Here is a 22901-nt window from a genome sequence, read left to right as displayed (position 1 = left end):
AAAGCGCTCCTAGCGCATCGTGTACATTTTACCAAGTTCTTCTTGTGTTTTTGCGGGAACGACAACACTCTGGATATAAGCCATAAAGATCATCTTGAGGCATTTCTGGATGTTTTCTCTAGTCTTTGGGCTGGCGTTCTTAGACTCTTTGTGGTTGACCGTAACGGATTCGACAGCCTTGTCGACACCACCTCTCAACCTCGGCGGCTGCCCCTGATTGAGCCGCCTAGTGTTGTAGTCGCTCATCATGTTGGTCTTTAGATTGTGTGGGGATCCCTTCTTGCTCCCCTTTCCTGACTGATATCCTCCGCCCTTTTTGTGTTTGTACGATCGAATACAGACGCAAGGGGCAGTATTTTGATCATAGTTTCTCCATTTTGGATATGAGATATTGTGCTCGCGGTCGCCTTGAAAGTATTCGTTGCTAACAAAGTGCTCGGATTCATATCCGGCTGGACATTTCTTATCCTCGTGAGCGTGAAGTCTCATGTTGTGCTTTTGCAGAAGGGTTCCGCAAGTCACATTGCCCATATTGACTGTCAGGATATGGGCCCAAGGAACGGCTGCGGTTGCGGCTGTAGAGGCGTGGTTGTTGGTCGACAGATCGGTGAACCGGATCACCGGCTCTCCGTCGAATTTCACGTCGTTGGACCAGGAATTGAAGTATTCCTTGCCGGTATTGGTCGAGGTGATGATGCCCTTCTTGGCCGCACACCCGGCCTCGTCGCCAGAGGTCTTTGAAAGATTGGACTTGTTCTTGATGTTGACGGTCTTGCCGGAGATCTTGACCGTTCCAGTACCCTGCTCGGTATCGCTGGACACCCCGAACAGGGGGTACGGGATAGGTACGCCGGGAGGAGTCGCGGGATTTTCCGGAGGGGTGAAGCAGACGTCCGGAAACGCCGCAATTGTCTTACCGTCGCTCCCTTGGCCGGAAATTTCCAGCCCGTTGGCGAAGACGTTTCCCATCAGACGGCCCGTCCTGCAAAGACGGCGGCCCCGCAGGCGCCAGCGTCGTTGGAGGCTTCAACGAGCACGGATTCACCCATGGCGTAGCCCTTGACGGCAGCGGTGAATGCCCAACCCAGCATGAGTGGGACCACGGCGGCCCCGACATTACCTAGGGTTTCACCGGGCGACCAGATATCCATGAACTCGCGGCGGCCACGGGTGAGCCGCAGGGTGGCCAGAGCGCTCTGCCTGAACCAGTATTTTTCGCCGATCAGGTCGGAGATGCGATAGCCGACACGATGCATGGCGATACCGGTCTCCTCAAGTGCGGTCCGGTAGGCGGCGGTCATGCCGTCACCGCGCGACGCCAGATCATCCGGATTGTAGATGAAGGCGGGCTCTCGGCTGAAGCCGAGGCCATGCAGGTGAAGGCTGCCGGCGGTCGCCCGGGGGGAGCAAAGGATCGCGGCGGCCGCCTCGCCGGGGATGAATCCGTCCGGGTTGTCTGGAACCAGCAGCCGGTTTTCGGTAAAGTAGTGCGTGACGGTGCCCGCCGTCAGGTAGCTGTCGACGCCGACGATCATCACGAAAGGGGCTTCGCCGGCCGAGAAGATTCTGCGGGCCTGTTCCAATGCGACCAGCCCGGAGGGCCGACCCTGCGCCACGATCCGTGCCTTGTTGGGACTGGTCAGCTTGGTGATCGCGGCTATGCGCGCGAGCATGCGCTGTCCGTCCGAGGCCGGCCGCCCGGGGCGGTCGTTTTCGGCAAGGCATAGAATGAGGGCGGCGTCACCTCGCGCCTCCGGCGCGCCGGCAAAAGCTTCGGTGATCGCCATCGCGGCAAGGTAGGCCATACGCTTCTCGCCGACCCAGTCACCGGGCAAGGGAACGGGCGCGCCTATAAGGCGCTCTCCGCCCGCGGCGAGGAAACCTGTCTCCTGAAATCCGTCTACCCCGGCTCGCATTGCTGCGCATGACGAGGGCGCGTCGAGGCCGACGGCGGTCACCATGCCGATCGAAACGACATTAATCGCTGCGCTCATGCGGCTTCATCCTCGGGCGCGGCCCCAACGGCGCGTATATAGTCCCGGCCAGTGGCTCGCGCTCGCAACATCGACTCCGTCGGCGGGCCGATCCAGCATTCGGTGAAGTCCAGGATCGTGCGATGAATGCGCTGAGACACGCGCCAGACCAGCGAGAAGCAGCGGTTCTCGGGATCAAACAAAATGGTGTCGGGAAGGATTTCTCCTTGAAATGAGAGTTCTCGCTCTCTGAACAGCGTCATCGGCAATGCCGTCTGTGGCAGGCGAAAGCTTACCCGGCCCTCAGGGGTCAGGTTGACCAGATGTACTTCTTCGCCACCTTTCGGCTGGTCGATCTGCTGGTCGGACGGCGCCATCTGGAAATAGCGCTCATCGAAATCCGGAGGCAGGAATGGAAAGATGTTGGCTACCCAGTTGTCGTCATAGGTGCCGCCATACTCGATCCGGCCAGGCCAGCCACGGCCCATTGGACCAAAACTCATGGGCCTGTAGTCGCTGAACGGCGAGCGGATGTCCTCGCCGACGGCTTGGGTGTTGGGAAGGCGCAGGCCCGGGATCAGCCGCTGGTTCCTGGCACGCGACCAGCCGGTTCCGACAGGGTTGTATCTGTAACTTGCCGGCGCCTTGTCCTCGGGGTCGAGCCGGTCAGTTCCGCCCCACGCAACGTCGTAGGAAATCGGCAGGCGTAGGAACGGCTGCGGCGCTGTAGCGGCAAACATTGGCCCGATGGCACGCCACTCACGCGTGCCCACCACCTCGAAGAGTTTCGACCAATTTCCAACTTTGATGCCGACCGGCACGCGCTCGGCTGGTCTCCCGTTTGGGGCGTAAGCACAGCCATTGGCGATGATGTCGCAGCGTGGCTTGCGGAAAGCGAAATCGGTTTCCCATAATGTTGCGGAATAGCCGGGTTCACCGGTCTGCGTGTCGGCCATGACCAGCGGTACCTGCTCCGCCGATTTCTGCACCGGTCCGCCTGGCGTTGCGGGAAAGTCGAACGTGCCTTTCACCACCACGACAATCCACTCATGGGCGGCCTTGTCCGTGCCCACGGTGAATTGATGCGGATACCCCATCTGGTTCCAGATCTGCATCAACTCGTCTCCCAACTGCCGGCGAGGATTGTCTCCAGCGTCGCTTGCGGCGAGTGCGGGTCGATGTCGAAAATGTCGGAGTGCGCCGTCCACATCACCATGTCGGCGATCAGTTCCTCGCCCGGCTCAGCCGGCGGCAAAGGCAGTGCCGCCAAAGCTGCGTCCAGTTCGTCGGGCGTCAACTCGCCCTGCTGGGCGGCGCTGGCGGCCTCCTCGATTCCGGCAAACCATGCCTCGGCATGCGTCAGCGAGACAGGCGTTTCGGTTAGCACGGCGACAATGCTCAAGGGGAATTTCCGGCCAACCTTGTCGGCGCTCTGCAGGATGATGCCCGCCGACGCGCCGAAGGAATTCGCGCCGGCCAGAAAGCGCAGCGCGGTGGCGGGGGGCCAGATGTGCTGGCCAAACAATGGCACCAGGTGCTGCGCCAGCCAGCGGTCCCACAGGCGCACGAACTCGCCCGTCAGCCGCCGGCTGACGAAGTCGCCGGTGGCGGGCATTTTGCCGTAGAAGCCAGGCAGGATCAGATCTGCGGCGGACATGAGAATTTCTTGAACATCTGGAGGTTGTAGGGATTTTCGACGCTCGCCGCCTTGAGCTTGAAATCGGCGTACATGCCTTTCGTGCCCAGCCGCAGGCTGTAGACGTCGGACAGCGACGTGCCGGTGAAGCGGCCGCCGCGCAGCATCCTCAGCCACGCCCAGCTTCCCGTCTCGTTGAGCATGATTTCGGGCGAGCCGTCGATCGGCTGGAAGGCGAGCGAGATGACGCCGGTGCCGTCCTTGCCGGGCCAGGTCATCGGTTGCGGTCGCGTCGCATTGTTGAAATAGACCAGGTTCTGGCCATCGAGGTTGAGCGTGACGCGGGTCACGTTGGGCGACAGGTCGGTCGGCTCGAGCGTGAAGGCCATCACCGGGCCCTGGCCGCCGGGAAAGAGATCGTCGCGGATGCGCCGCGCCTGCTCGAAGGCGGCGAGCGCCGATGGGTCGAGGCCGAAATCGGCACGCCATTTCCAAGGCTGCGCCGAGGTGTCGACATAGCCGATGAGATGGTCGTTGATGAAGCCGTCGATCATCCCTGCCGGTCCGAACAGGCGGGCGAAGTCGCGCACGTTGACGTCGACGGCACTGTCGGGGCTGAACGGATAGCGGTCGTTGAGCGCGGCCTGGCAGAAGGGCAGGATGTCGGCGCGCCAGATGGCGTTGAGCTCGGAGGCCACGGCCTTCTGCGTCAACCCGCTGGTGTCGCCGGCAATGCCGCTCAGCCAGGTGTTGACCGGGTCGGGCAGGATTTGCGCCTGGCGGGCGACGGCGCCGGTCAGTTCGGCAAGCCCGCCCTGTTTCTTGATCGCGTCCTGCGGGTCGGGATTGGCGGTCACCGTCTGCAGCACGTTGGACAGCGCCGTCAGCGCGACGACCGCGGCATCGAGCGCCGGCGGCTGGCCGTCGACCTCGGCAATCGTGCTCTTGAGCGGCTTGAAGTGTTCGGCCACCAACGTGCCGGTCAGGTCGACTTCGCTGGCCGATCCTGCGCGCGGCAACAGCTTGGCGCCGGTCTTGACGATCTTGCCCAGTTTGCCGAGCTTGCCCAGCAGTTTCGAGCCGCCCTTCGCCGCCGCCTTGTCGTCACCGGCCGGCGCGTCGTCCGAGCGGGTGAGGTCGACCTCCTCGACCACCGCCGTCAACAGCCGCTTCAACGCGGAATCGGCACTGGAAAGGTCTTTCAGATTCTCGCTGGCAATGTTGAGGTCGCTGAGCGGCGCCAGCCGCATGTCGCGCAAAAAACTGTCCCACTGCGCGATATAGTCGTCATAGTAGAGCTTCAGGATATCTTCCGACAGCGCCGACACCGACGTCTCGGAATTTTCCGAGCAGCCGCCGGCAAACACGGCGCGGTCGAGTGCCGCCTGGGCGGCGACATCCTCGACCCGGTCGAGGATCGCATCGTGGAAGCCGTCATAGGTGAAGGCGCCTGATATGCCGACGCGCAGCGTCTTGTCGGAGCGTCGCGAAAACACCTTGGCGCCGTTCGGCCCGGCGAAATTGGCGGGGATCCATTCCTTCAATCCGGCCACCGCCGGATCGGCCAGCAATTGCTTGTAGGCCCGCGCCGGCAGCGAGATCGTGCAGACCGTTTTCAGCGCTTCGGCGACGAGCGCCTGGTCGGGTGTGATGTAGCTATCATCGACCGCCATGCGCCGGATCGCGGCCAACTGGTGTTCTTCGGCATCGGCGGTCGGGAAGGGCGCGGCCGGCGCGAATTCGGGCAGGTCGTTCACCCACCAATTCTCGACGAAGTCGGAGTCCATCTGAGACAGGCCGGTCATCATGCGGTAGGTCTTGAGTGCGCCCAGCATGAAGTCCGGATCGCGGATCTGCCGCCACATGGTCGCTTCGAGCAGCGCCACCATCCGCGGCTCCAGCACGTTGCGCAGAGCGTGGTCATAGGTGTCGGTCTGCGCCCGCATCATCTCGGCCGAAGCCGATGGTCCGAGCAGGTCCTGTGCCTTGTTCGGAGGCGCAGTCCTGGCATTGGCGACTTCGTCCATGGCGGTCAGGGCAACGTCCATAGCCGGCTGCAGCACCGAGGCGGGCGTCGCGGCGGTCGACGTCAGCGGCGCCTGCAGTGCTTCGAACTGGCCGGCTTGCGCGGCGATGGCGTTGCGGTTGTCGTAGTAGGACCAGGTGAACAGGCCGCCGGCGAGTATGGCCGCAGCCGCGCAGGCAGCGGCGGCACCGCGCCAGATCCAGCTGCGGCGGCGCTGCGCCAGCGGATCGAAGGTGCCGAGCCCGGCCTCCTTGAAGATCACCTCGGTCAAAAGGTTTTTGAGGAAGAAGCTGCGCTTCTCGAAGCGCTGCGCCGGCATCGTGCGTCGTGCCGGCAGCCCGAAGGAGGAGGCGAGCGCCGCGGTCAGCCGGTCGATCGGCGCGCCTTCCTGGGTGGCCGAGGTCAGATAGAGGCCGCGCAGCCAGGCTGCCTCCTCGTAGCGGCTCTCGCCGAACATCGCCTCGACCAGCACCTGGATCGGCTCGGACAGGCTTTGCAGCTGTGCGGGAAAGCGGAAGATCTCGGCCCGTTCGGCCAGCTTGTCCTCATCCTCCAGCCGTGGCACCAGCCGCTTTTCCAGCTCCCTCGACAGCGTCGTGATTTCACTCGCGATCGCCTTGGCATCGACGCGCGCGTCGAGCGGGAAGGTCGTCCCCCATACCTGTTCGCGCGCCGCCGTCGACAGGCCGCCGAAGAAGGCCTCGAAGCCTCTGATCAGATCGGCCTTGGTCAGCATGAGATAGACCGGCAAGCGGATTTCCAGCCGCTCTTCGAGCTCGGCCAGGCGCCTGCGGATCTTGCGGCCATGCGCCTTGACGGCTTCGTCGCCCTCGGACAGCGCGTCGATCCCAAGCGCAACGATGACGCCGTTGAGCGCACGACGGCCACGATGCTTCTTCAACAGATCGAGGAAGCCCAGCCATTCCACGGCGTCGACATCGGGCTGGCTTTCCTGCTGGACATAGCGGCCAGCGGTGTCGATCATCACTGCGTTTTCGGAGAAGAACCAGTCGCAGTTACGGGTACCGCCGATGCCTTGCAGATCGTCGGTCAGGTCGATCGGAAAGTTGAGGCCGGATTGGCGCAAGGCCGTCGTCTTGCCGGTCGCCGGGGGGCCGACGATCACATACCACGGCATCTCGCGCAGGAACTTGCGGCCGCCGAGCTTGCGGCGCTTCAACTCGACCATGACGTCCTGGAACTTGGCGCCGACCGCGGCGACGTTTTCCTCGCCCGGGCTGAGCCGCTTTTCCTCGACCGGGGCGGAAATCTCGGCGACGAACATGCGGTTGGCGCGGATCGCGCGGCGCTGCGCGACGATCAGCCAGATCAGCCAGAAGATCACCAGAAGAGCGATGATGACGATGCGCACCGTCTCCGACGCCATCGGCACATAGTCGCCGACCCGTACGATCGGGCCGAATACCCAGATGATCAGCGACAGCAGCGCCAGGCCGATCAGCGTCCACAGGAAACGCGAAGTCAGGACCGCCCAGAGGAAGCGCAGGATGAACATGTCACAGCCTCTTTTCGACCAGCACTTCGACGCGGCGGTTCAAGGCCCGCCCTTCGCGTGTGCCGTCGTCGGCCACCGGATCGGTGGCGGCCCGGCCTTCGGAGCGCACGCGCTCCTTAGGCACGCCGTTCTGAACCAGGATATCGGCAATTTCCGCGGCGCGGGCTTCAGACAGCCGCTGGTTGGTGGACAGTGGGTTGGTCTTTTGCAAGGGAACGCCGTCGGTGTGGCCGACCACGGTGATATCGCCGATCAACTCCTGGTTCTCGAGGATCACCTTGGCGACCGAGGCGATGAGCGGATCGAAGCCGTCTGTCAGCTGTGCTCGCGACGACTGGAAGAGTTCGGGATTGGAGGCCTGGATGACCAGCCGCGCCAGCGACACGCTCTCCGTGCCGCTCAGCGCTCTCTTGAGCTCGTCCGGCGCCGCCGCCTGGAATTCCGGCAGCAGCGCGAAATCCACCGCCACCGGCGGCGGCGCGTCGACCTTCGGCGAAGCGCGGGTTACATCCGTACGCGTCGGCGGCGGCAAGGCGCGAACCAGCGCCGAAAGCTCGACCGCCTGGCTGCTCAGGCTCATCGACAGGCCGATATGGATGGCGGTGGCGATCACCGCCGCCGCCGCAACCATCACCCAGATCGGCACGATGAAGCGCTGCGGTTCGTCGGAGGCGATCACGCCCTTCCAGTTGGGCGACAGCGGTGCGCCTTCGCCGTCGCTGTCGCGCAGGAAACGCGCTGCAGCCACCCGCACCGCATTGAGCGAACGGTCGCCGGAGCGGCCCGGCACTCGATATTTGCCGCGGAAGCCGAGCGCCATGCAATGATACTGCAACTCCAGCATTTCGCGGTCGCGATTGGGATGGCGTTCAAGCTCTTCGAGCCGGGCGAAGAACTGCGCGCCGGCATCGACGTCGCCGCGCAGCATCACCACCAGCGGCTGGCGTGGCCACGCGCTGGCTCCGCCCCACGGCGTATTCAGCGCCAGATCATCGAGCAACGCAGCCACCAGCCACGCGGCCTGGTCGGCGCGCTCGAGCGAGGAGCCCTGCGCCATGGTGGTGTCGCGGCAGCGCACAAGTTCGTCGAGCAGCCTGGTGCGCAGGGCTTCCGGGTTCTCCGGCGGCTGCGCGTTTTCGAGTTCGGGTGCAAATTCCAGCAGCGGCGAGAACGCGTTGACGAGCACGTTCGGATGCGCGCGCGCGGTGCGTTTCGCGGTCACCCCTGACGCCGGCAGCGGCATGGCGCGCGGCGTCGGCGCTCCGCTCAGCCGAATGCGCGTCCGCTCCCGATCCTCGGACAGTCCGAACGGATCGTCCCTGCTCATCATCTCACCTGTTGACCGAGTAGCAGTCGACCTGCGGTTCGCTGGGCAGCACGCCCGAAACGCCGATCACGAAACCGGGCGCTTCGAGCAGCGAGGCCCAGTGCTCGCTTTTCTGGTCGAGTTCGAGGCACAGCCGGTCGCCGTCATAGGGAATTTCGCGCGGTTGCGAATGCAGGGGCTTCAGCGGAATGCCGGGCAGGCGTGATTTCCACAGCCCTTCGAATTCGCTGGCCGAGCCGACGGTCGCCTGGTTGACGAAAATCTTGCGCAAGGCATCCTCCGACAGTTCGGAGCCGATCCGCACCACGATGCGGCTCGCCACCAGAAGTTTCGGGTTGTCGATGCGGATCTTCCACACATTGGTGGCATGGCGCATGACCGGCAGGGCGCGCGATTTCGGCTCGATGTAGCGCAGGCTGAGGATCAGCGAACGCAGCGCATCGGCCAGCGCCGAATAGGCGGGTCCGGGCGCCATGTGGTCGTAGACAGGCAGTTCGCCGAGCCGCCTTGCGCTCGAGCCATAGGTCGCCATCGAGCCGGCTAAGCCAGCCAGCTCCATATAGACCTCGGCTGGATGGAAGACATCCTGCACCAGCATGTGCGCCAGCCGCGGCCGCGCGGCGTTGACCAAATTGAGGATCAGAAGATCCTCGACGCTGCGCCCGGGGCCGCCCAGCACCATCTTGCCATGCGCCTCGGCGATCTGGTCGAGGCCGGTGACCACTTCCTGCAGCAGCCGGCTGTACCAGGACGCCGCGCCGATGACCAAGGTCGGCGGCAGGAAGGTGTCGTCCAGGGCCACGCCGCCATCGGCGCGCACGCCCTTGAGTTCGGCCACCGGCAGCGCTGTGTAACCGCCGACGGCCGTGCCCGGCGCCAGCAACAGTGCCTGCGGCCGCGCGATCTCGATTTCCTCGGGGTCGGACCCGCCATGCACGGCGTCGCGCACCGAGACGATCCGCCCGCGATAGCGAGCGCCGGAGGGCTCGGCATGGGCAGGATCGAAACCGACGCCGCCGGGCGGTTCGAGCGGCAGCGCGATCAGCACCGGTCCCGCGCCCATTTCCGGTGTTACCGCCAGCGGCCGAGGCGCATCCATCGTCTCAGGGATCGCAAACGGCGTCCCGTCGGGAAAGATGCCGCGCGCCGAAAGCACCGAGATCTGGCCGGCATCGAGCTGTGCCTGATCGAGCGTCAACGTTCGAAAGCCGAACGTATGCAGATGCCCGGCCTGCAAGGCGCCGCGCACCGTCGCTTCGAAGAAGCGGTCCTGTTGCTGGAAATGCTGGGTGCGAAGGAAAAGCCCCTCCGACCACAGCACCCTGTTTGCATCGCTCATGCCGGCACTCTCTGCTTCCTGCTCATCACCTTGGCGCGGCTTTGCGGACCCGCCGCCGCTAGGCGGAAATGCCGCCGCTGCCGAGCTTCACATTGACGGTGAACTTCGATCCCGGCGACACCGACTTGGTCGTGCGCCAGTTGCGTCCGGTGGGTTCCCTGATCAGCGCGACGAAGCCGAGTGCGGCCACTTCCGGTTCGACCGTGATGGTCTTCGATGCGGTCTTGCCGGGTCCGACGGAAATCGTGTCGGAGCCGATGAGATCGCCGCCAAGTGCCGCGCCGGCACCGCCCTGCAGGGCAAAATAATCGGCCGAATTGAAGGCGCCGGTGCTCTTCAGCCGTAAGACCATTACCGTTACCGGCCTGTCGCCGCCGCCCGGTCCCGGGTTCATGCCGGCCCCACCGGCCAAATTGACCGTTATGACGGACGGTTTAGGCGGACCGCTCTGGCAAGCCGTCAGCAGTCCCGTAGCCCCGATGGCCAGAATGAATTCGCGTCTGTCGATCATGTCTCAGTCCTCCTCATATGCGTCCCTAAAATCAGCGCCGATTTCGCCCAGAAAGCGCGTCTCGGCGCTGTGAGCGATTTCACGGTGGCGTTTCTGGTACAGTTCCCAGAGTTTTGCGCCGCGCCCGCCGGTCAGCAGATTGCCGATCGCCGAACTCGACTTCAGTTCCTGCTCGATCGCCGCCGGATCGAAGCGGTCGATCATGCGCTTGAGCGCGCCCTGCACGCCGCGCCAGGCGCGAACGTGATGCTGCGCCAGATCGCGCACCGCGTCTTGGATCGCCGCTTCGGCGCCGAGGAAACCGGGGCTGCGCTCGGCCAGAATGGTTACCAGCGCATCGTCGACCGAGGGCAGGAATTTGAGCGGGTTGACCTCGGACGCGCCAACCACGGTCTGCGCGACGCGAGCGTTGCCCTTCTCTTCGGCGCGCTTGCGCAAAAGCTGCATCAGCCCATCCATCATCAGCCGGTACTCGCGGCCGAATTTTTCCATGTCGGCCACCGGATCGCCGCCGGGAAAATCGGCCTCGTCCATGCCCATGCCGCGCAGGAAAGCGGCGCGCAATTCCGCGTCCGACGGTCCGGCTGACGGCCGCGCCGCGGATTGGCGGACAGGAGCGCGTGGTGGCGGTGGAGACGGGGGAGGCGGTGGCTGCGGTGGCGATGGCTCGACCGCGCGGACTGGCAGATCCCAGGGCGCTGCAGAGAGGGCAGGCGAGGGCGCATCGGTTGCACCGCCATCCGTCGCGCCGGCGTCGAGGCTGGTGGACCCGGCAGGGCCGAAACCAAACCCGTCATCGTAGGCCGGCGGCTGCTTGGAACTGGATCTGCTCGGCTCTCTCGACATCGGTGCGGAATCGAGGCCGAAGGGATCGTCGAACAGCGGCTTGCCAACACCCTTGTCGGGGGCGGTCTCGGCCACCGGCGTTGCCACAGGGTCGAGGCTGAACGGATCGTCGAACGCCTGCGAGCTGCGTTCATCGGACCGCGCACGCGCGAATGCGCCGGGCACCGGCTTTTCGAATGGATCGGGCAGGTTGGCAGGGCGTGGCCGTCCCGGCTCTTCTTCCGTGGTGGACGAAAAGAAATCGTCGCCGCCGAGGCTGACCGGCGCCCGCGACGCCGCCGGCTTACTGGCAGGCGCTGAAGGCCTGGAGGCCGGCGCCTCGGTCTTCGCCGTCTGCAAATCGACCCACACCACATAGTCGCCCAGTCGCAGTCGCATGCCGCTTTGCAGGCGCGCGGTATTTCCCGCGCCGAGCGGGCTGGCGGCATCGTCGATGAACAACCCACTGCTGGAGGTATCGGTGACGAAATAGCCGCCCTGCTTGCTGGTGATCTTGCAGTGGGCGCGCGAGACGAACATGTCGGGATCGTTGATCTGCCAGTCGGCGTCGGCGCTGCGGCCGATTACCAGCTCGCCCTCGTCCAGCCGCGCCTGCCGCGTGACTTGCGCGCGTGGTCCCTGTTCGAGAGTCAGAAGCAGGCTCATGCCGCCACCTCTTCCCGCCAGCCGACGATGGTCCGCAACCGCATGTCGTCGGCGTCCCCCTTTTCGACCGGTCGCGCCAGCCAGGTGGTGCGGGCAAGCTGGACGGTGCCGAGCTTCGCCGGCGGCACTGCCTTTGCCGCAAGCACGATCCTGAGATCGACATCGATGGTCTCGCCGATCAGGTCGCGCACCGCCTGCTTCAACAGCTTCAGCCGCTCACCGCCCGGCAGGAAGGCCTTGTAATCGATATAGCTGAGCGCGCCGATGCGCAGCTCGATGCGGCTCTGCCGGCTGAAGCTGCGCGGGCCGATGGTGGCGCTGCGGCCGAGCGTGGCATAGCTGCCGGCAAGCCGCGTCTGCAGCGCCTTGGGGATGGTCATCCAGGCCACGACGAACTCCTTCAGCACCACCGGCACTTTGAAGGCTTCGGCCAGGAACAGCGTCAGTCGCTCGGGGCCGTCGACTTGGGCAGCGAGCGAGGCGGCCTGGCGAAGTTTTACTATATCGAGTTCGGCATCCTGCGTGCCCGGCAGCCCGATGCCGGCCATCGCTTCCAGCATGGAACGGACGCGGCCGCCGACACCGCGTTCGACCTGCACAGCCGGATGCGCATCCGCCCAGGCCCGATAGTAGAGCGCGATCATCCTGTGCTGCAGGATATTGACAAAATCGACGAAGGTCGTGTCGCTCGTCTGCCGCGCCTCGGCGCCGGCATACCAGCGTTGCGACAGGCGATCGAGCACCCAGCGCGTCAGATGCAGTGGCATCGGCCCTTCGGGTCCGAGCAGGCCGAGATTGTTGACCGTGACGCGTGCCGGCGACTTGTCCGTCGGCTCGCGGAAATCCACCACGTCCTGCACTGCGAAGGACAGCCGCACATTCTGGCCGAGCCTTGCCGGCTCGCGGTACGGCCGGCCGGAATGGCCGAACAGGCCGCCTTGCCGTTCGAGCCGGCGCAGCAGTTCGAAAAAGTCGAAACTCTCGGACAGGGTTGCGGCTCGCTCTAGATCAGGTAGCGATTGCCGGGCATCATCGGCCATGGCACATCCTCCTGTTTCTGGAGCAACCGCGTGCGCGTGCGCACGAACCCGTTAATGCCGGCATGGCGGGCAAACAGCCGCGACAGCAGGCCCGACAGCAGCAGAGTGCTCTGTCCCGCCAGCACCGACTGGTCGACATGCAGCGTCACTTCCGTGCCGCGGCCGAAGCACATCGGCCCTTCGATCGCCAGCCTTTCGATCACCGCGCGCGAGTCGATGCGCACGATCGAGCGCACATTGCGGGCGAGCCCGGGGTCGCCGCGCTCGGCATAGAGATCGAGCAGCGCGTGCAGCGGATCGACGCCGCGGCCTTCCTTGGCCAGGCTGAGGAAGTTGAGCGCCAGCTGTGACACCAGTCGCCAGGCCAGGTCGTCGGCGCGCGACTCGCCGTCGGCGCCGGTCGGCAGCGCTGCCGGGATCGCCGGCTGCGGCGAACGCAATGCGCCGAGCAGCCGGACCGTCTCCACAGGGTCGCCGGCTTCCAGCGTCAGGGTCGGCGTGTCGTCGAGGATGGCCAGGTCGCGATTGGTGCAAAGCGCCATGATATCGACGCGCTTGAGCGGCCTGTTGGCCTGGCTGTGGACCGGGCGCGAGATCGCCAGGAAGACGTCGTCGCCGGCATAGGAGGTCCGCGTCACGCCCTGGCGCCGCTCGTCCTCGGTCGGCCGGCGCGGCCGCCGCTCCGTCGAATAGACCCAGCCGCTGCCGCGATTTTGCCCAAGGCTGAAGAGTTCCGGTATCTCCGCGTCGGGTCCCTCGGCATCGGCGTCTTCGACGCGGATGACGCGGTAGATTTCAAAGTCGCGCGCCCGCGTGCGGTCGGCATGCAGCACCTGGCGCGTCTTGCGCTGGTCGAGCTCGACGATGTTGCACTCGCGCTCGAAGAGATTGATGATCGGGGTGGCGAAGAGATCGAAATCCGCCGGCGTCAGGTCGGCGAGCTCGGGCACGGGACGCCTGAACAAAAAGACGATTTCGAGCCCGGCCTGGCATTTACGCAGGACCGGCAGCAAGCCGGTGACGCGCGCATAATGGAAGCGCTCGGGCATCATGAAATATTCGCGCAGCAGGCGGTAGCCTTCGAAGGTCGGCCGCGTGCGCGGCATCAGCGCCTCGGCATCGGCAATGCCGACCATCTCCGGCGGCGGTAGCGGCGACAATGGATTGGTCTTGCCTTCCGGTCGAGCGCCGACACCAGAGCAGACTCCGAAGATGGCGTCGAAGATCAGCGGCGCCTTGGTGCGGTTGGCGAAATAGAAGTCGAGCCGGTCGAGCGCCAGTTCGTCGAGCTTGCCTTTGCCGGTCCGCGCCAGCGTGATGCGAAGTGCCGCTTCGCCGGCCTTCCCGGCGATCGGGCCGATGCCGGCGGCGGCAAGCGCGCTGCGGTCCTGGAAATAGCCGACCGAACTGATCGCGATCGGAAACAGCGTCATGTCCTGCGCGGTGGTGAAGGTGCAGCGCGTCGACAGGCCGGCTTGCAAGCTGGAGACCAGCCGCGTGCCGCGCTTGACGACATGGCCGGCAAGCATCGTCTGCACCTGCTGGCCGGGCTTCAGCACCACCATGGCGGTTGCCGGCGCCGGCGTGACGAGATCGGGATAGAGCACGTCGAGGATGCTGCGCGAAAACCGCGAGCGCTCGGCATCCACCTTCAGGCGCGTGCGCGCGGCGAGGAAGGCGACACCGTCGAGCAGCCGCTCGACATAGGGGTCGGGACACGGCACCGTATCCAGCGACAAATTGCGGGCAACCGCCGGATGCATGTCGGCGAACTCCGCCGCCAGCCCGCGTATGTGGGACAGTTCCTCCTCGTAATATTCTACGAAGACCCGGTCCATCTCTCAGGCTTCCCTGAACTCGGTGCGCGCCAGTCCGTTGTCGAGATTGATCGTCGTGCGCAGGCGCATGCGCTCGGGCGTCGGCGTCATGATCAGCACGGCGTCGATCTCGATCTTCAGACCGGTCTTGTCGCCGAGGTTGACCGTGACTTTCGTCGCGCTCTCCTTCAGCCGCGGCTCGAATGCGGCGAGCACGGCGCGGATCTCGCGTGCCAGAACATCGCGATCGAAGTCGCGCGACGACCGGCCGGAGAAGGACGGCACGCCATAATTGACAACGCTGCGGCGCACCTCCGGAAAGTCGGCCAGCGATGTCGGACGGTCGGTCATCTGCTCGGCCTCGAGATCGGATAGCAGCGGCGCGGATTCGAAACGCTCGGTGTTGAACAGCGCCTCGATGTCGCGCCGCACGGCCTCGCGCAGCACATCGGGCGACACCACGATGCCTCGGCTTTCAAGCTCGCCACGGTGCCGGTTCTGAAACGCCAGCCGGTGCAGCCGGCGCTTCTGATCGGGGTTCAATGCGTCATCGGCGTCGATGCGCCTCGGTCCGTCTGCCAGCAGCTCGTCCAGGCGCTCTGCGCCAAGCTCCTCCTGCAGAGCCTGCCTGAGCCCGTCTATCTCCGAGCTCAGGCCCGGCAGGTCGTTGACGAGGCGGTCCCACAGCGAAGGCTGTACCGCCTCGCGCTTGGCCCGTGAACCGCCCGCCTGTACCTTGTCGGCGGCAGGGCGCTTTGCTCGCCCCTCACTTGCCGACATAGACATCCATTTCGGCTTCGTCATTGTCGTCATAGACGAACTTGATCTTCTTGTAGGCGAAGGAGACTTCCTCCTGGATCAGGTCGGCTTCATCATCGGCCTGCGACATGTCGTATTCCATGATCGAGGCGTCGGTCAGGGTAACGACCAGATAGTCCTTGCTCTCGCCGTCGATGGTCCGCCGAGCGGAGAATTTGACCTCGTCCAGCGCCTTGTTTTCGAACAGGGCCTTGGCCAGATAGGGTGAGGCCTTGTCGTAGTGCTTGGTGAACTTGATCATGCCCATCGACACGCGGCCTCGGCGCGAGAGGGAATTGGGGTCGTAGGGCGCGACCATCTTGTAATCGACGCCATGGATTTCGATCTCGTCGTCATGGCCGTCGCGCGTGCTGGGCCCCTTGATATCCGGAACTTTCAGAAAACCGTCGATCTTCATTGTGGGCATTTTCGTTCTCCACCGCTTTCAAACAAAGGTTTGGTTGCTGCAATCAGGTCTTCACGGACGGCAATTCCGACACCAGCCTGAGCGAGGCATTGATGCCCTCCAGCTGGTAGTGCGGGCGCAGATAGAAGCGGGCGTTGTAGTAGCCCGGCCGGCCCTCCACGCTGTCGACCTGCACCTCGGCGGCGGCAAGCGGACGCTTGGCGCGCGCCTTGTCGTCGGCGAAGGCCGGGTTGGCCAGCACGTACCGGTTGATCCATTCGGTCAACCAGATCTGCATGTCGGTGCGTTCCTTGAACGATCCGACCTTGTCGCGCGCAATCGCCTTGAGGTAGTGCGCAAAGCGCGAGACCGGGAACAGATAGGGCAGGTTGGCGGAGAGCCGCTCGTTGGACTGGGCGTCGGGGTCGACCAGGCGGCCCGCCCGCGTCTCATCGTCCTGCAGCGAATGGGCGCCGATAAAGGCCGCGAGATCGGTGTTCTTGCGGTGCAGGATCGGCATCAGCCCGAGCTTGGCCAGTTCCGCTTCGCGCCGGTCGTCGATGGCGACTTCCGTCGGGCACTTCATCGCAATCGAGCCGTCATCGGTCGGGAATGAGTGCACCGGCAGGTTGAGCACCGTGCCGCCATTCTCGACGCCGCGGATCTGCGTGCCCCAGCCATAGAGCTTGTGGCTGCGGTTGATGTTGACGCCCATCGGGAAGGCGGCGTTCATCCAGACATATTTGTTGTGATCGCCCTGCACTTCCTCCTCGAAGGAGAAGCCCTTGACCGGCACGGTCTCCGAGCCGTAGGGCAGCCGCGCCAGCACGCGCGGCATGGTCAGCCCGATATAGCGCGCATCCTCGCTCTCGCGCAGCGATTGCCACGAGGCGTAGGCCGGGTTGGAGACGATCTGCTGCAGGTCCTGCGGGTTGGGCAGTTCCTGCCAGCTGTCCATGCGGAACAGCCGTGGCGAGGCGGCGGCGATGAACGGCGTGTGCGCCGAGGCGCAGATGCCGGAGATGTTGCGCAACAGGCCGACGTCGCGCGGGTGGTTGGAGAACTCGTAGGCGCCGATGACGCAGCCGATCGGTTCGCCGCCGAGCATCGAATACTCGTCGGTGTAGACTTTCTTGAAGATCGGGCTCTGGTCCCACATCTGGCCTTCATAGTCTTCGAGCGTATCGGCCAGCTGCTCCTTGGAAATGTTCATCACCCGGATCTTCAGCTTCTGATCCGTCTCGGTGTTGTTGATGAGGTACCAGAGGCCGCGCCAGGTGCCTTCCATCTGCCGCACTTCCGGCGCGTGCAGGATTTCGTTGACCTGGGTCGTCAGCATCTTGTCGATGCCGGCGATCAACGACTTGATCGACTTGATCGAGTTGGACGAGATCGTCGTCGTTTCGGAGCGCGACTGCGCCGCCAGGGCCAAGTTGCGCACCAGCTGCTGCAGCTTCTCGCTGTCGTCCTTCTTGACCTTGAAGTCCTTCTCCAGCAGCTGGCTGAATTCACCGAGATCGACGGCCTCGGCCTCGGCGACGGATGCTGCGGTCTTTTGCTGTTCGGCCATGATCTATTCCTCACCCTTGTCGTCGGACAGCGCCTGGGCGGCGATCTGGCCAAGCAACGGCTGGTTGTTCAGCAATTGGGCTATGCGCTTTTCGGCATCGACGCGGCCGTCCATGAAGCCGAGCAGCTCCTCGAGCTGGCGCCGCATCTTGAGGATTTCGGCCAGTTGCGGGACCTGTTCGGCGATCTTGTCGGGGGCGAAATCGCCCATCTTGGTGAAGGTCAGGTCGAGCGCCAGTTCTTCGTCGCGCTCCTGTCCCTCGGCCTGCGGCAGCGTGTTCTTCACCCGCGCCTTGACCCTGGGTCCCAGCGCTTCCATGAATTTGGGGAAGCGGTTGGCATCGGTCTCGACAAAGGAACGGTCGAGCACCGTCTTGGACGCTTCCCTGGTCTGCGATGCGCCCGACAGGTCGGCCATCACGCCCATGACGAACGGCAGTTCGATCGTCGTCGGGCTGCCGTAGGTTTCGACATCGTAGGCGATCTGCACGCGCGGGGCGCGATTTCGCTCGATGACCTTCGCTTTGCTTTCGGCTGGCATGTGTTGCTACCTTTCATCCTTCTGGGCAGTCTTCTTGGCGTCGGGAACGCCGGCGAGCAGCCGGAATTCCTTGAGCCCCGACGGGGCGAGGTCTTCCATCAGTTCAACGAAATCCATGTGCACCATCCTGCGCACCCGGCGGGCGAGATGCGGGATCGGACTCGAGGGCTCGGTGCGGTCGTAGAACGCGACCACAAGGTCGAGGCACTTCACCACATCGTCGCGCGAGGAAATCCTGTCCGGGAGCCCCGCACCGGTCTCCGCGTAGCTTGCCATCGTCTCGGCTCCATGACCGTTTCTGACCGGCGCGGCCGGGCTTGCCGGGGGAGCAGCCGGGCTGGCAGCCCCCTTCGTCGCTGCCTCTTCCGTGGTCTCGACCGCCGTGTTGCGTTCCAGCGTCGTCAGCACGCGCTGCAAAAATCGTTTCAGGTCCGGGACGGCAGCCCCGTTGCCGTCAAGACGGGCATTCAGGGCCGTATCGACCGCGTCGAGCGCCTCGATCGCTGCGTGCGCCCCGGCGATGAGCGCTGTCATCTGTTCACCGGCCTGGTCCTGATGGGCGGCACAACCGCTGCCCACCCGGTTCAGGAGCTGTCCGTGCGCGCTGACCAGCGCTGCCTTCTCCGTGGCATTCAATCCCGACGCCGCTTCCTGAAGCATGACGCGATCGTCGAGCGCACCCTGTTCGAGATCGCGTCCGCTGATCGGCCCGATGGGACGCGGCGCGAAGAAGACCATTTGCCTGAGGTTCGCCAGCAGGCCTTCCTGGCCGTTCTGCAGGTCGGCGAGCGCGTTGAGGCGGCGCAAGGCGGCCTCGCGTGGTTGGGGGCTGGCCCGCAGCGCCGGGTGCATCGTCTCCCAATGCGTCTCGAAGGTCCTTGCAATCAGGGTCAGGCCCTGTGCCAGTCCGGCCAATCTCTCTTCATTGGCCAGCGCCCGGGCGACAATGACAAGCAGGCGCAGGTCGCGGCCATGCGAACGCAACTCCTCGGCCTTGCCGAGCACGGCAGGCCAGTCGACCGGAATGGTCGATTGCGCGGCTGGCTTGTTGCGCCCGTCATGGACGACCTTGACCTGCGGCTCCGTGAGCCGCTCCAGCTCATGAAAAGCCGGATCGTTGCGCAAGTCTTCGCCTGACGGATTTTCACCGTCCAGCGGAGCAAGCCAGAGTGCGAGATCGATCACAGATACCCCCGGCGACCGGCTCTAAAACCGTACGTGACCCAACGTTAGCACACGGTTGCATATTCCCACAATTCGCCATCCGCTCAAAAGTTAACGAGCGCTAATGAATGTCGGTGCAACTGCGTCTCGGATGGCGCAATTCATGGCGTGCTTGGCCAACCTCGTATGTGAAGCGCATCGCATAGGATTAGAAAAAATCGTGGTTGTCTGCATTTGGCGGCGCGGGACTCTCCACAAAGGGAAAAGGCCGGCTGCATCAAGCGCTTTGTCAAGCGGCTGCTTATGTGGCAGGCTGTCGACGGGCAGATTGCAGGAGCACGTTCGATGGAACAGCGCCGGTCGTCGCAGGGGTTCAAACGCAAGGAACTGGTTGGCAAGCTCAATCCGGTCTGCCTGCGCGCCTTCAAGGCCGCCGCCGACAGCGCCAAGCTGCGCGGCAATCCTTACGTCGAACTCGTCCATTTCATAGAACAACTGGTGCTGTCCGAGCGTTCGGATGTGCAGATGATCATTGCCGATGCCGGCGTCGATGCCAGCCGGCTTACCAGCGACATGACCCGCGCCGTCGACAAGCTGCCCTACGGCGCCACCTCGATCGAGGAATTTTCCGACCACATTTTCCACGCCATCCAGGAGGCCTGGAACCTGGCGACGCTGGAATTTGGCATGGAGGAGGTCCGCAGCGCCCATATCGTGCTCGCCTGCCTGAAGACGCCGGTGCTGGAAGGCCTGGTGGCGAAGATCAGCGGCGAATTCGACAAGATCGACGCCGACGGGGTCATCGCCCGCTTTGCCGAGGTGGTGGAGGGCTCGCTCGAAGCCGGCGCCATGGCAGCAGTGGCTCCCACCGCGGAGGCGCCGCGGCGCGCTCCGGGCGGGGATTCGGCGCTGGCCAAATACGCCACCGACCTCACCCAGCGCGCCCATGACGGCAAGATCGACCCTGTCGTCGGCCGCGACCCGGAGATCCGGCAGATCATCGATATCCTGATGCGCCGCCGGCAGAACAACCCGATCCTGACCGGCGAGGCCGGTGTCGGCAAGACCGCGGTGGTCGAGGGCTTTGCCCTGCGCATCGCCCAGGGCGACGTGCCGCCGCCGCTGCAAGGCATCAGCGTGCGCATGCTCGACGTCGGCCTGATGCAGGCCGGGGCCAGCGTCAAGGGCGAGTTCGAGAAGCGCCTGAAGGCGGTCATCGACGAGGTCCAATCCTCCGAGACGCCGGTCATCCTGTTCATCGACGAGGCGCACACGCTGATCGGCGCCGGTGGTGCCGCCGGAACCGGCGACGCCGCCAATCTCTTGAAGCCGGCGCTGGCGCGCGGCGAACTGCGCACCATCGCCGCAACCACCTGGGCCGAATACAAGCAGCACATCGAAAAGGACCCGGCGCTGACCCGCCGTTTCCAGGTGGTCAAGATCGACGAGCCGTCGGAAGCGGTCGCCGTGCTCATGCTGCGCGGTGTTGCCGGCGTGCTCGAACAGCATCACGAAGTGCAGATCCTGGACGAGGCGATCGAGGCGGCGGTCGGCCTGTCGCATCGCTACATCCCGGCGCGGCAATTGCCCGACAAGGCGGTCAGCCTGCTCGACACCGCTTGCGCCAGGGTGGCGATCTCGCAGCATGCGACGCCGGCCGAGGTCGAGGACATTTTGCGGCGCCGCCAGGCGCTCGAGGTCGAAAGCGGCATCATCGGCCGCGAGGCCGCGATCGGCATCGAAGTAACTGACCGGCAGGCGCGGGTCGAGGCCGGGCTCACTGAGACGGGGACCATGCTCGCCGCCGCCGAGGAGCGCTGGGAGCGCGAAAAGGCGCTGGTTGCCGAGATCCTCGAACTGCGCGCGCGGCTGCGCGGCGACGGCGTGCCGCTCGATGCGGTGGCGACAGCCGAGACCGATGCCCAACCGGCAGCGCCGGACGAAGAAAAGATAAAGGTACCGAAGGCCGAGACGCCCAAGGCCGAGACGCCCAAGGTCGGAACGTTCAAGCCTCAAAAGCCGAAGGCCAAAGCGTCCGAGACCGAAGCGCCGGCTGCCGAAGCTGCGCCGTCAGATGCTGTCGCCGATCTGGCGCGGCTGCGTGAACTCATGGCCGAGCTTGCCACCGCGCAAGGCGAGACGCCGCTGATCCTGCCGTCGGTCGACCGCAATGCGGTAGCTGCCGTGGTTCAGGACTGGACCGGCATCCCGACGGGCAGGATGCTGTCCAGCCAGACCGAAAAGGCGCTCAAGCTGGCCACCACGCTGTCCGAACGTGTCGTCGGCCAGGATCACGCCATGGAGATGATTGCCAAGCGCGTGCAGACCAGCCGCGCCGGGCTCGGAGCGCCGGAAAAGCCGGTCGGCGTGTTCCTGCTCTGCGGCCCCTCGGGAGTCGGCAAGACCGAGACGGCCCTGGCGCTGGCCGAGACGCTCTATGGCGGCGAGCAGAACCTGATCTCGATCAACATGTCCGAATTCCAGGAGGCGCACACCGTCTCGACGCTCAAGGGCGCACCGCCCGGCTATGTCGGCTACGGCAAGGGTGGCATTCTCACCGAGGCCGTGCGCCGAAAACCCTATTCGGTGATCCTGCTCGACGAGGTCGAGAAGGCCCATCCCGACGTCCACGAGATCTTTTTCCAGGTCTTCGACAAGGGCATGATGGATGACAGCGAGGGAAGGCGCATCGACTTCAAGAACACGCTGATCCTGCTGACGTCCAATGTCGGCTCCGAAGTCATCATGGAGCGGACGCAAAACGGCACGGTGAGGGCAGGGCTCGACGGCCTCGATGCAGCCTTGCGCGCTCCACTGCTGAAAGTCTTTCCGGCAGCGTTCCTCGGCCGCGTCGTGACCATCCCTTACTATCCGCTCTCGGATTCGATGATCGAGGCCATCACCCGCCATCAGTTCGGCAAGATCGCGCGGCGGCTGCGCGCCAGCCACGACGCCGAACTGGTGATCGGCGACGGCGTCATGGCGCTGGTCAAGGCGCGCTGCACCGAAATCGAATCCGGTGGCCGCATGATCGACGCCATCCTCACCAACACGCTGTTGCCGGAACTCAGCCGCGGCGTGCTGAACCGGTCGCTCGACGGCGAGAAGATGACGAAAGTGACCGTCAGCGCGTCAGCCGACGGGTTTGCCTATTCGTTCGAATAGTCAGGCCTGACCTGAATATCGCGCAGATCAGTACAACGGCGTGGCCATATGCCGGGGCGTCGGCCATTGCGCCGTGATCTCGGGCTGCACCGGGCGCTCGAGATAAGTCGACAGCACGACATAGCTTCGCGTCGAGGTGACGCCGGGCGTTTCGTAGAGACGCGCCAGCAGGCCTTCGAGCGCCCTGGTGTCCTCGGTGCGGACCTTGAGAAGCATGCAGGTGTCGCCGGCCACCGAATGGATTTCCTCGACCTCAGGATATTGGGAGACGGCCATCAGCTCCGGTGTCTTGCCCCAGCCCTTGGTATCGATATGCACGAAGGTGAGCAGCGGCTTTTTCACCGCCTTCGGGTCGATGATCACAGCCGTGCCGCGGATGGCGCCGCTGCGCCGCAGGCGCTTGACCCGCTCATGCGCCGCCGGCGGCGACAGGCAGACGCGTTCGCCAAGTTCGGCGTAGCTGATCGTCGCATCCTCGACCAGCACGCCTAATATTTTTCGGTCGATTGCGTCGAGCTCTCGGGGAGCTACCTTGTTCTGCAGAACCCCATCTGTTTCTTCATCCATATCGAAATTCCTTGT

General features: G+C 64.6%; 18 protein-coding genes. 1 reads left to right on the top strand and 17 read right to left on the bottom strand.

Annotated elements, in window-relative coordinates:
* Nucleotides 1-9: 9 nt before the first annotated feature.
* The 16 genes from NKI96_RS06745 to tssA are packed head-to-tail and all read right to left on the bottom strand — an operon-like array spanning nt 10 to nt 19175.
* Entirely contained in the window at nt 10-969 is a 960-nt protein-coding gene (locus tag NKI96_RS06745) for a DUF4150 domain-containing protein (protein ID WP_352803423.1), read from the bottom strand.
* Nucleotides 969-1994 carry a 3-oxoacyl-ACP synthase gene (locus NKI96_RS06740; RefSeq protein ID WP_352803420.1) on the bottom strand — a complete coding sequence of 342 codons (1026 nt, stop codon included), beginning with the start codon at nt 1992-1994 and terminating at the stop codon, nt 969-971. Before NKI96_RS06740 ends, NKI96_RS06745 begins: the two co-directional genes overlap by 1 nt.
* Nucleotides 1991-3088 (bottom strand): DUF2169 family type VI secretion system accessory protein, encoded by a 1098-nt coding sequence (locus tag NKI96_RS06735; protein WP_023804380.1) that lies wholly within the window; start codon nt 3086-3088, stop codon nt 1991-1993. Before NKI96_RS06735 ends, NKI96_RS06740 begins: the two co-directional genes overlap by 4 nt.
* The gene (gene tagF, locus NKI96_RS06730; protein WP_023820961.1) at nt 3088-3630 is read right to left on the bottom strand and encodes a type VI secretion system-associated protein TagF; all 543 of its coding nucleotides are present in this window, start codon (nt 3628-3630) and stop codon (nt 3088-3090) included. Before tagF ends, NKI96_RS06735 begins: the two co-directional genes overlap by 1 nt.
* On the bottom strand, nt 3612-7151 hold the full coding sequence (tssM, locus tag NKI96_RS06725; RefSeq protein ID WP_352803417.1) for a type VI secretion system membrane subunit TssM: 3540 nt from the start codon (nt 7149-7151) through the stop codon (nt 3612-3614). Before tssM ends, tagF begins: the two co-directional genes overlap by 19 nt.
* Before the next feature lies 1 nt (nt 7152).
* Nucleotides 7153-8478 (bottom strand): type IVB secretion system protein IcmH/DotU, encoded by a 1326-nt coding sequence (icmH, locus tag NKI96_RS06720; RefSeq protein WP_352787693.1) that lies wholly within the window; start codon nt 8476-8478, stop codon nt 7153-7155.
* 4 nt (nt 8479-8482) lie between these two features.
* Complete coding sequence (gene tssK / locus NKI96_RS06715; protein WP_352803414.1) at nt 8483-9817, bottom strand: type VI secretion system baseplate subunit TssK; 1335 nt, start codon at nt 9815-9817, stop codon at nt 8483-8485.
* A 58-nt stretch (nt 9818-9875) separates the two neighbouring features.
* Complete coding sequence (gene tssJ / locus NKI96_RS06710) at nt 9876-10328, bottom strand: type VI secretion system lipoprotein TssJ (RefSeq protein ID WP_352519182.1); 453 nt, start codon at nt 10326-10328, stop codon at nt 9876-9878.
* A gap of 3 nt (nt 10329-10331) precedes the next feature.
* Nucleotides 10332-11819: a type VI secretion system-associated FHA domain protein TagH gene (gene tagH / locus NKI96_RS06705; RefSeq protein WP_352803408.1), complete on the bottom strand. Its 1488-nt coding sequence runs from the start codon at nt 11817-11819 to the stop codon at nt 10332-10334.
* Nucleotides 11816-12859: a type VI secretion system baseplate subunit TssG gene (tssG, locus tag NKI96_RS06700; RefSeq protein WP_352803405.1), complete on the bottom strand. Its 1044-nt coding sequence runs from the start codon at nt 12857-12859 to the stop codon at nt 11816-11818. The genes tagH and tssG overlap by 4 nt, the downstream gene beginning before the upstream one ends.
* Nucleotides 12823-14697 (bottom strand): type VI secretion system baseplate subunit TssF, encoded by a 1875-nt coding sequence (gene tssF / locus NKI96_RS06695; protein WP_352803403.1) that lies wholly within the window; start codon nt 14695-14697, stop codon nt 12823-12825. Before tssF ends, tssG begins: the two co-directional genes overlap by 37 nt.
* A 3-nt stretch (nt 14698-14700) precedes the next feature.
* The gene (tssE, locus tag NKI96_RS06690) at nt 14701-15456 is read right to left on the bottom strand and encodes a type VI secretion system baseplate subunit TssE (protein WP_023714850.1); all 756 of its coding nucleotides are present in this window, start codon (nt 15454-15456) and stop codon (nt 14701-14703) included.
* A complete protein-coding gene (locus tag NKI96_RS06685; RefSeq protein WP_023673716.1) occupies nt 15443-15892 on the bottom strand; it encodes an Hcp family type VI secretion system effector in 450 nt (149 codons plus the stop codon). Before NKI96_RS06685 ends, tssE begins: the two co-directional genes overlap by 14 nt.
* Nucleotides 15893-15944: 52 nt before the next feature.
* Nucleotides 15945-17450 (bottom strand): type VI secretion system contractile sheath large subunit, encoded by a 1506-nt coding sequence (tssC, locus tag NKI96_RS06680; protein WP_023682611.1) that lies wholly within the window; start codon nt 17448-17450, stop codon nt 15945-15947.
* A 3-nt stretch (nt 17451-17453) separates the two neighbouring features.
* Nucleotides 17454-17990 carry a type VI secretion system contractile sheath small subunit gene (gene tssB / locus NKI96_RS06675; RefSeq protein ID WP_023673718.1) on the bottom strand — a complete coding sequence of 179 codons (537 nt, stop codon included), beginning with the start codon at nt 17988-17990 and terminating at the stop codon, nt 17454-17456.
* A gap of 6 nt (nt 17991-17996) precedes the next feature.
* Entirely contained in the window at nt 17997-19175 is a 1179-nt protein-coding gene (gene tssA, locus NKI96_RS06670; protein ID WP_023692178.1) for a type VI secretion system protein TssA, read from the bottom strand.
* A 324-nt stretch (nt 19176-19499) separates the two neighbouring features.
* On the opposite strand from tssA, the gene tssH reads away from it, so the two are divergent.
* Nucleotides 19500-22319 (top strand): type VI secretion system ATPase TssH, encoded by a 2820-nt coding sequence (tssH, locus tag NKI96_RS06665; RefSeq protein WP_023807530.1) that lies wholly within the window; start codon nt 19500-19502, stop codon nt 22317-22319.
* Nucleotides 22320-22346: 27 nt separating this feature from the next.
* On the opposite strand, the gene NKI96_RS06660 is transcribed toward tssH, so the two are convergent.
* Nucleotides 22347-22886 carry an Lrp/AsnC family transcriptional regulator gene (locus NKI96_RS06660; RefSeq protein WP_023687041.1) on the bottom strand — a complete coding sequence of 180 codons (540 nt, stop codon included), beginning with the start codon at nt 22884-22886 and terminating at the stop codon, nt 22347-22349.
* Nucleotides 22887-22901 lie beyond the last annotated feature (15 nt).

It is taken from the genome of Mesorhizobium sp. M0292, assembly GCF_040321695.1.
Taxonomy (GTDB): domain Bacteria; phylum Pseudomonadota; class Alphaproteobacteria; order Rhizobiales; family Rhizobiaceae; genus Mesorhizobium.
This window is presented reverse-complemented; position numbering and strand designations above follow the sequence as displayed.

Coding starts and splice junctions, on each gene's coding strand:
- NKI96_RS06745 (WP_352803423.1), bottom strand. CDS start 969: ATGGGAAACGTCTTCGCCAACGGGCTGGAAATTTCCGGCCAAGGGAGC.
- NKI96_RS06740 (WP_352803420.1), bottom strand. CDS start 1,994: ATGAGCGCAGCGATTAATGTCGTTTCGATCGGCATGGTGACCGCCGTC.
- NKI96_RS06735 (WP_023804380.1), bottom strand. CDS start 3,088: ATGCAGATCTGGAACCAGATGGGGTATCCGCATCAATTCACCGTGGGC.
- tagF (WP_023820961.1), bottom strand. CDS start 3,630: ATGTCCGCCGCAGATCTGATCCTGCCTGGCTTCTACGGCAAAATGCCC.
- tssM (WP_352803417.1), bottom strand. CDS start 7,151: ATGTTCATCCTGCGCTTCCTCTGGGCGGTCCTGACTTCGCGTTTCCTG.
- icmH (WP_352787693.1), bottom strand. CDS start 8,478: ATGAGCAGGGACGATCCGTTCGGACTGTCCGAGGATCGGGAGCGGACG.
- tssK (WP_352803414.1), bottom strand. CDS start 9,817: ATGAGCGATGCAAACAGGGTGCTGTGGTCGGAGGGGCTTTTCCTTCGC.
- tssJ (WP_352519182.1), bottom strand. CDS start 10,328: ATGATCGACAGACGCGAATTCATTCTGGCCATCGGGGCTACGGGACTG.
- tagH (WP_352803408.1), bottom strand. CDS start 11,819: ATGAGCCTGCTTCTGACTCTCGAACAGGGACCACGCGCGCAAGTCACG.
- tssG (WP_352803405.1), bottom strand. CDS start 12,859: ATGGCCGATGATGCCCGGCAATCGCTACCTGATCTAGAGCGAGCCGCA.
- tssF (WP_352803403.1), bottom strand. CDS start 14,697: ATGGACCGGGTCTTCGTAGAATATTACGAGGAGGAACTGTCCCACATA.
- tssE (WP_023714850.1), bottom strand. CDS start 15,456: ATGTCGGCAAGTGAGGGGCGAGCAAAGCGCCCTGCCGCCGACAAGGTA.
- NKI96_RS06685 (WP_023673716.1), bottom strand. CDS start 15,892: ATGAAGATCGACGGTTTTCTGAAAGTTCCGGATATCAAGGGGCCCAGC.
- tssC (WP_023682611.1), bottom strand. CDS start 17,450: ATGGCCGAACAGCAAAAGACCGCAGCATCCGTCGCCGAGGCCGAGGCC.
- tssB (WP_023673718.1), bottom strand. CDS start 17,990: ATGCCAGCCGAAAGCAAAGCGAAGGTCATCGAGCGAAATCGCGCCCCG.
- tssH (WP_023807530.1), top strand. CDS start 19,500: ATGGAACAGCGCCGGTCGTCGCAGGGGTTCAAACGCAAGGAACTGGTT.
- NKI96_RS06660 (WP_023687041.1), bottom strand. CDS start 22,886: ATGGATGAAGAAACAGATGGGGTTCTGCAGAACAAGGTAGCTCCCCGA.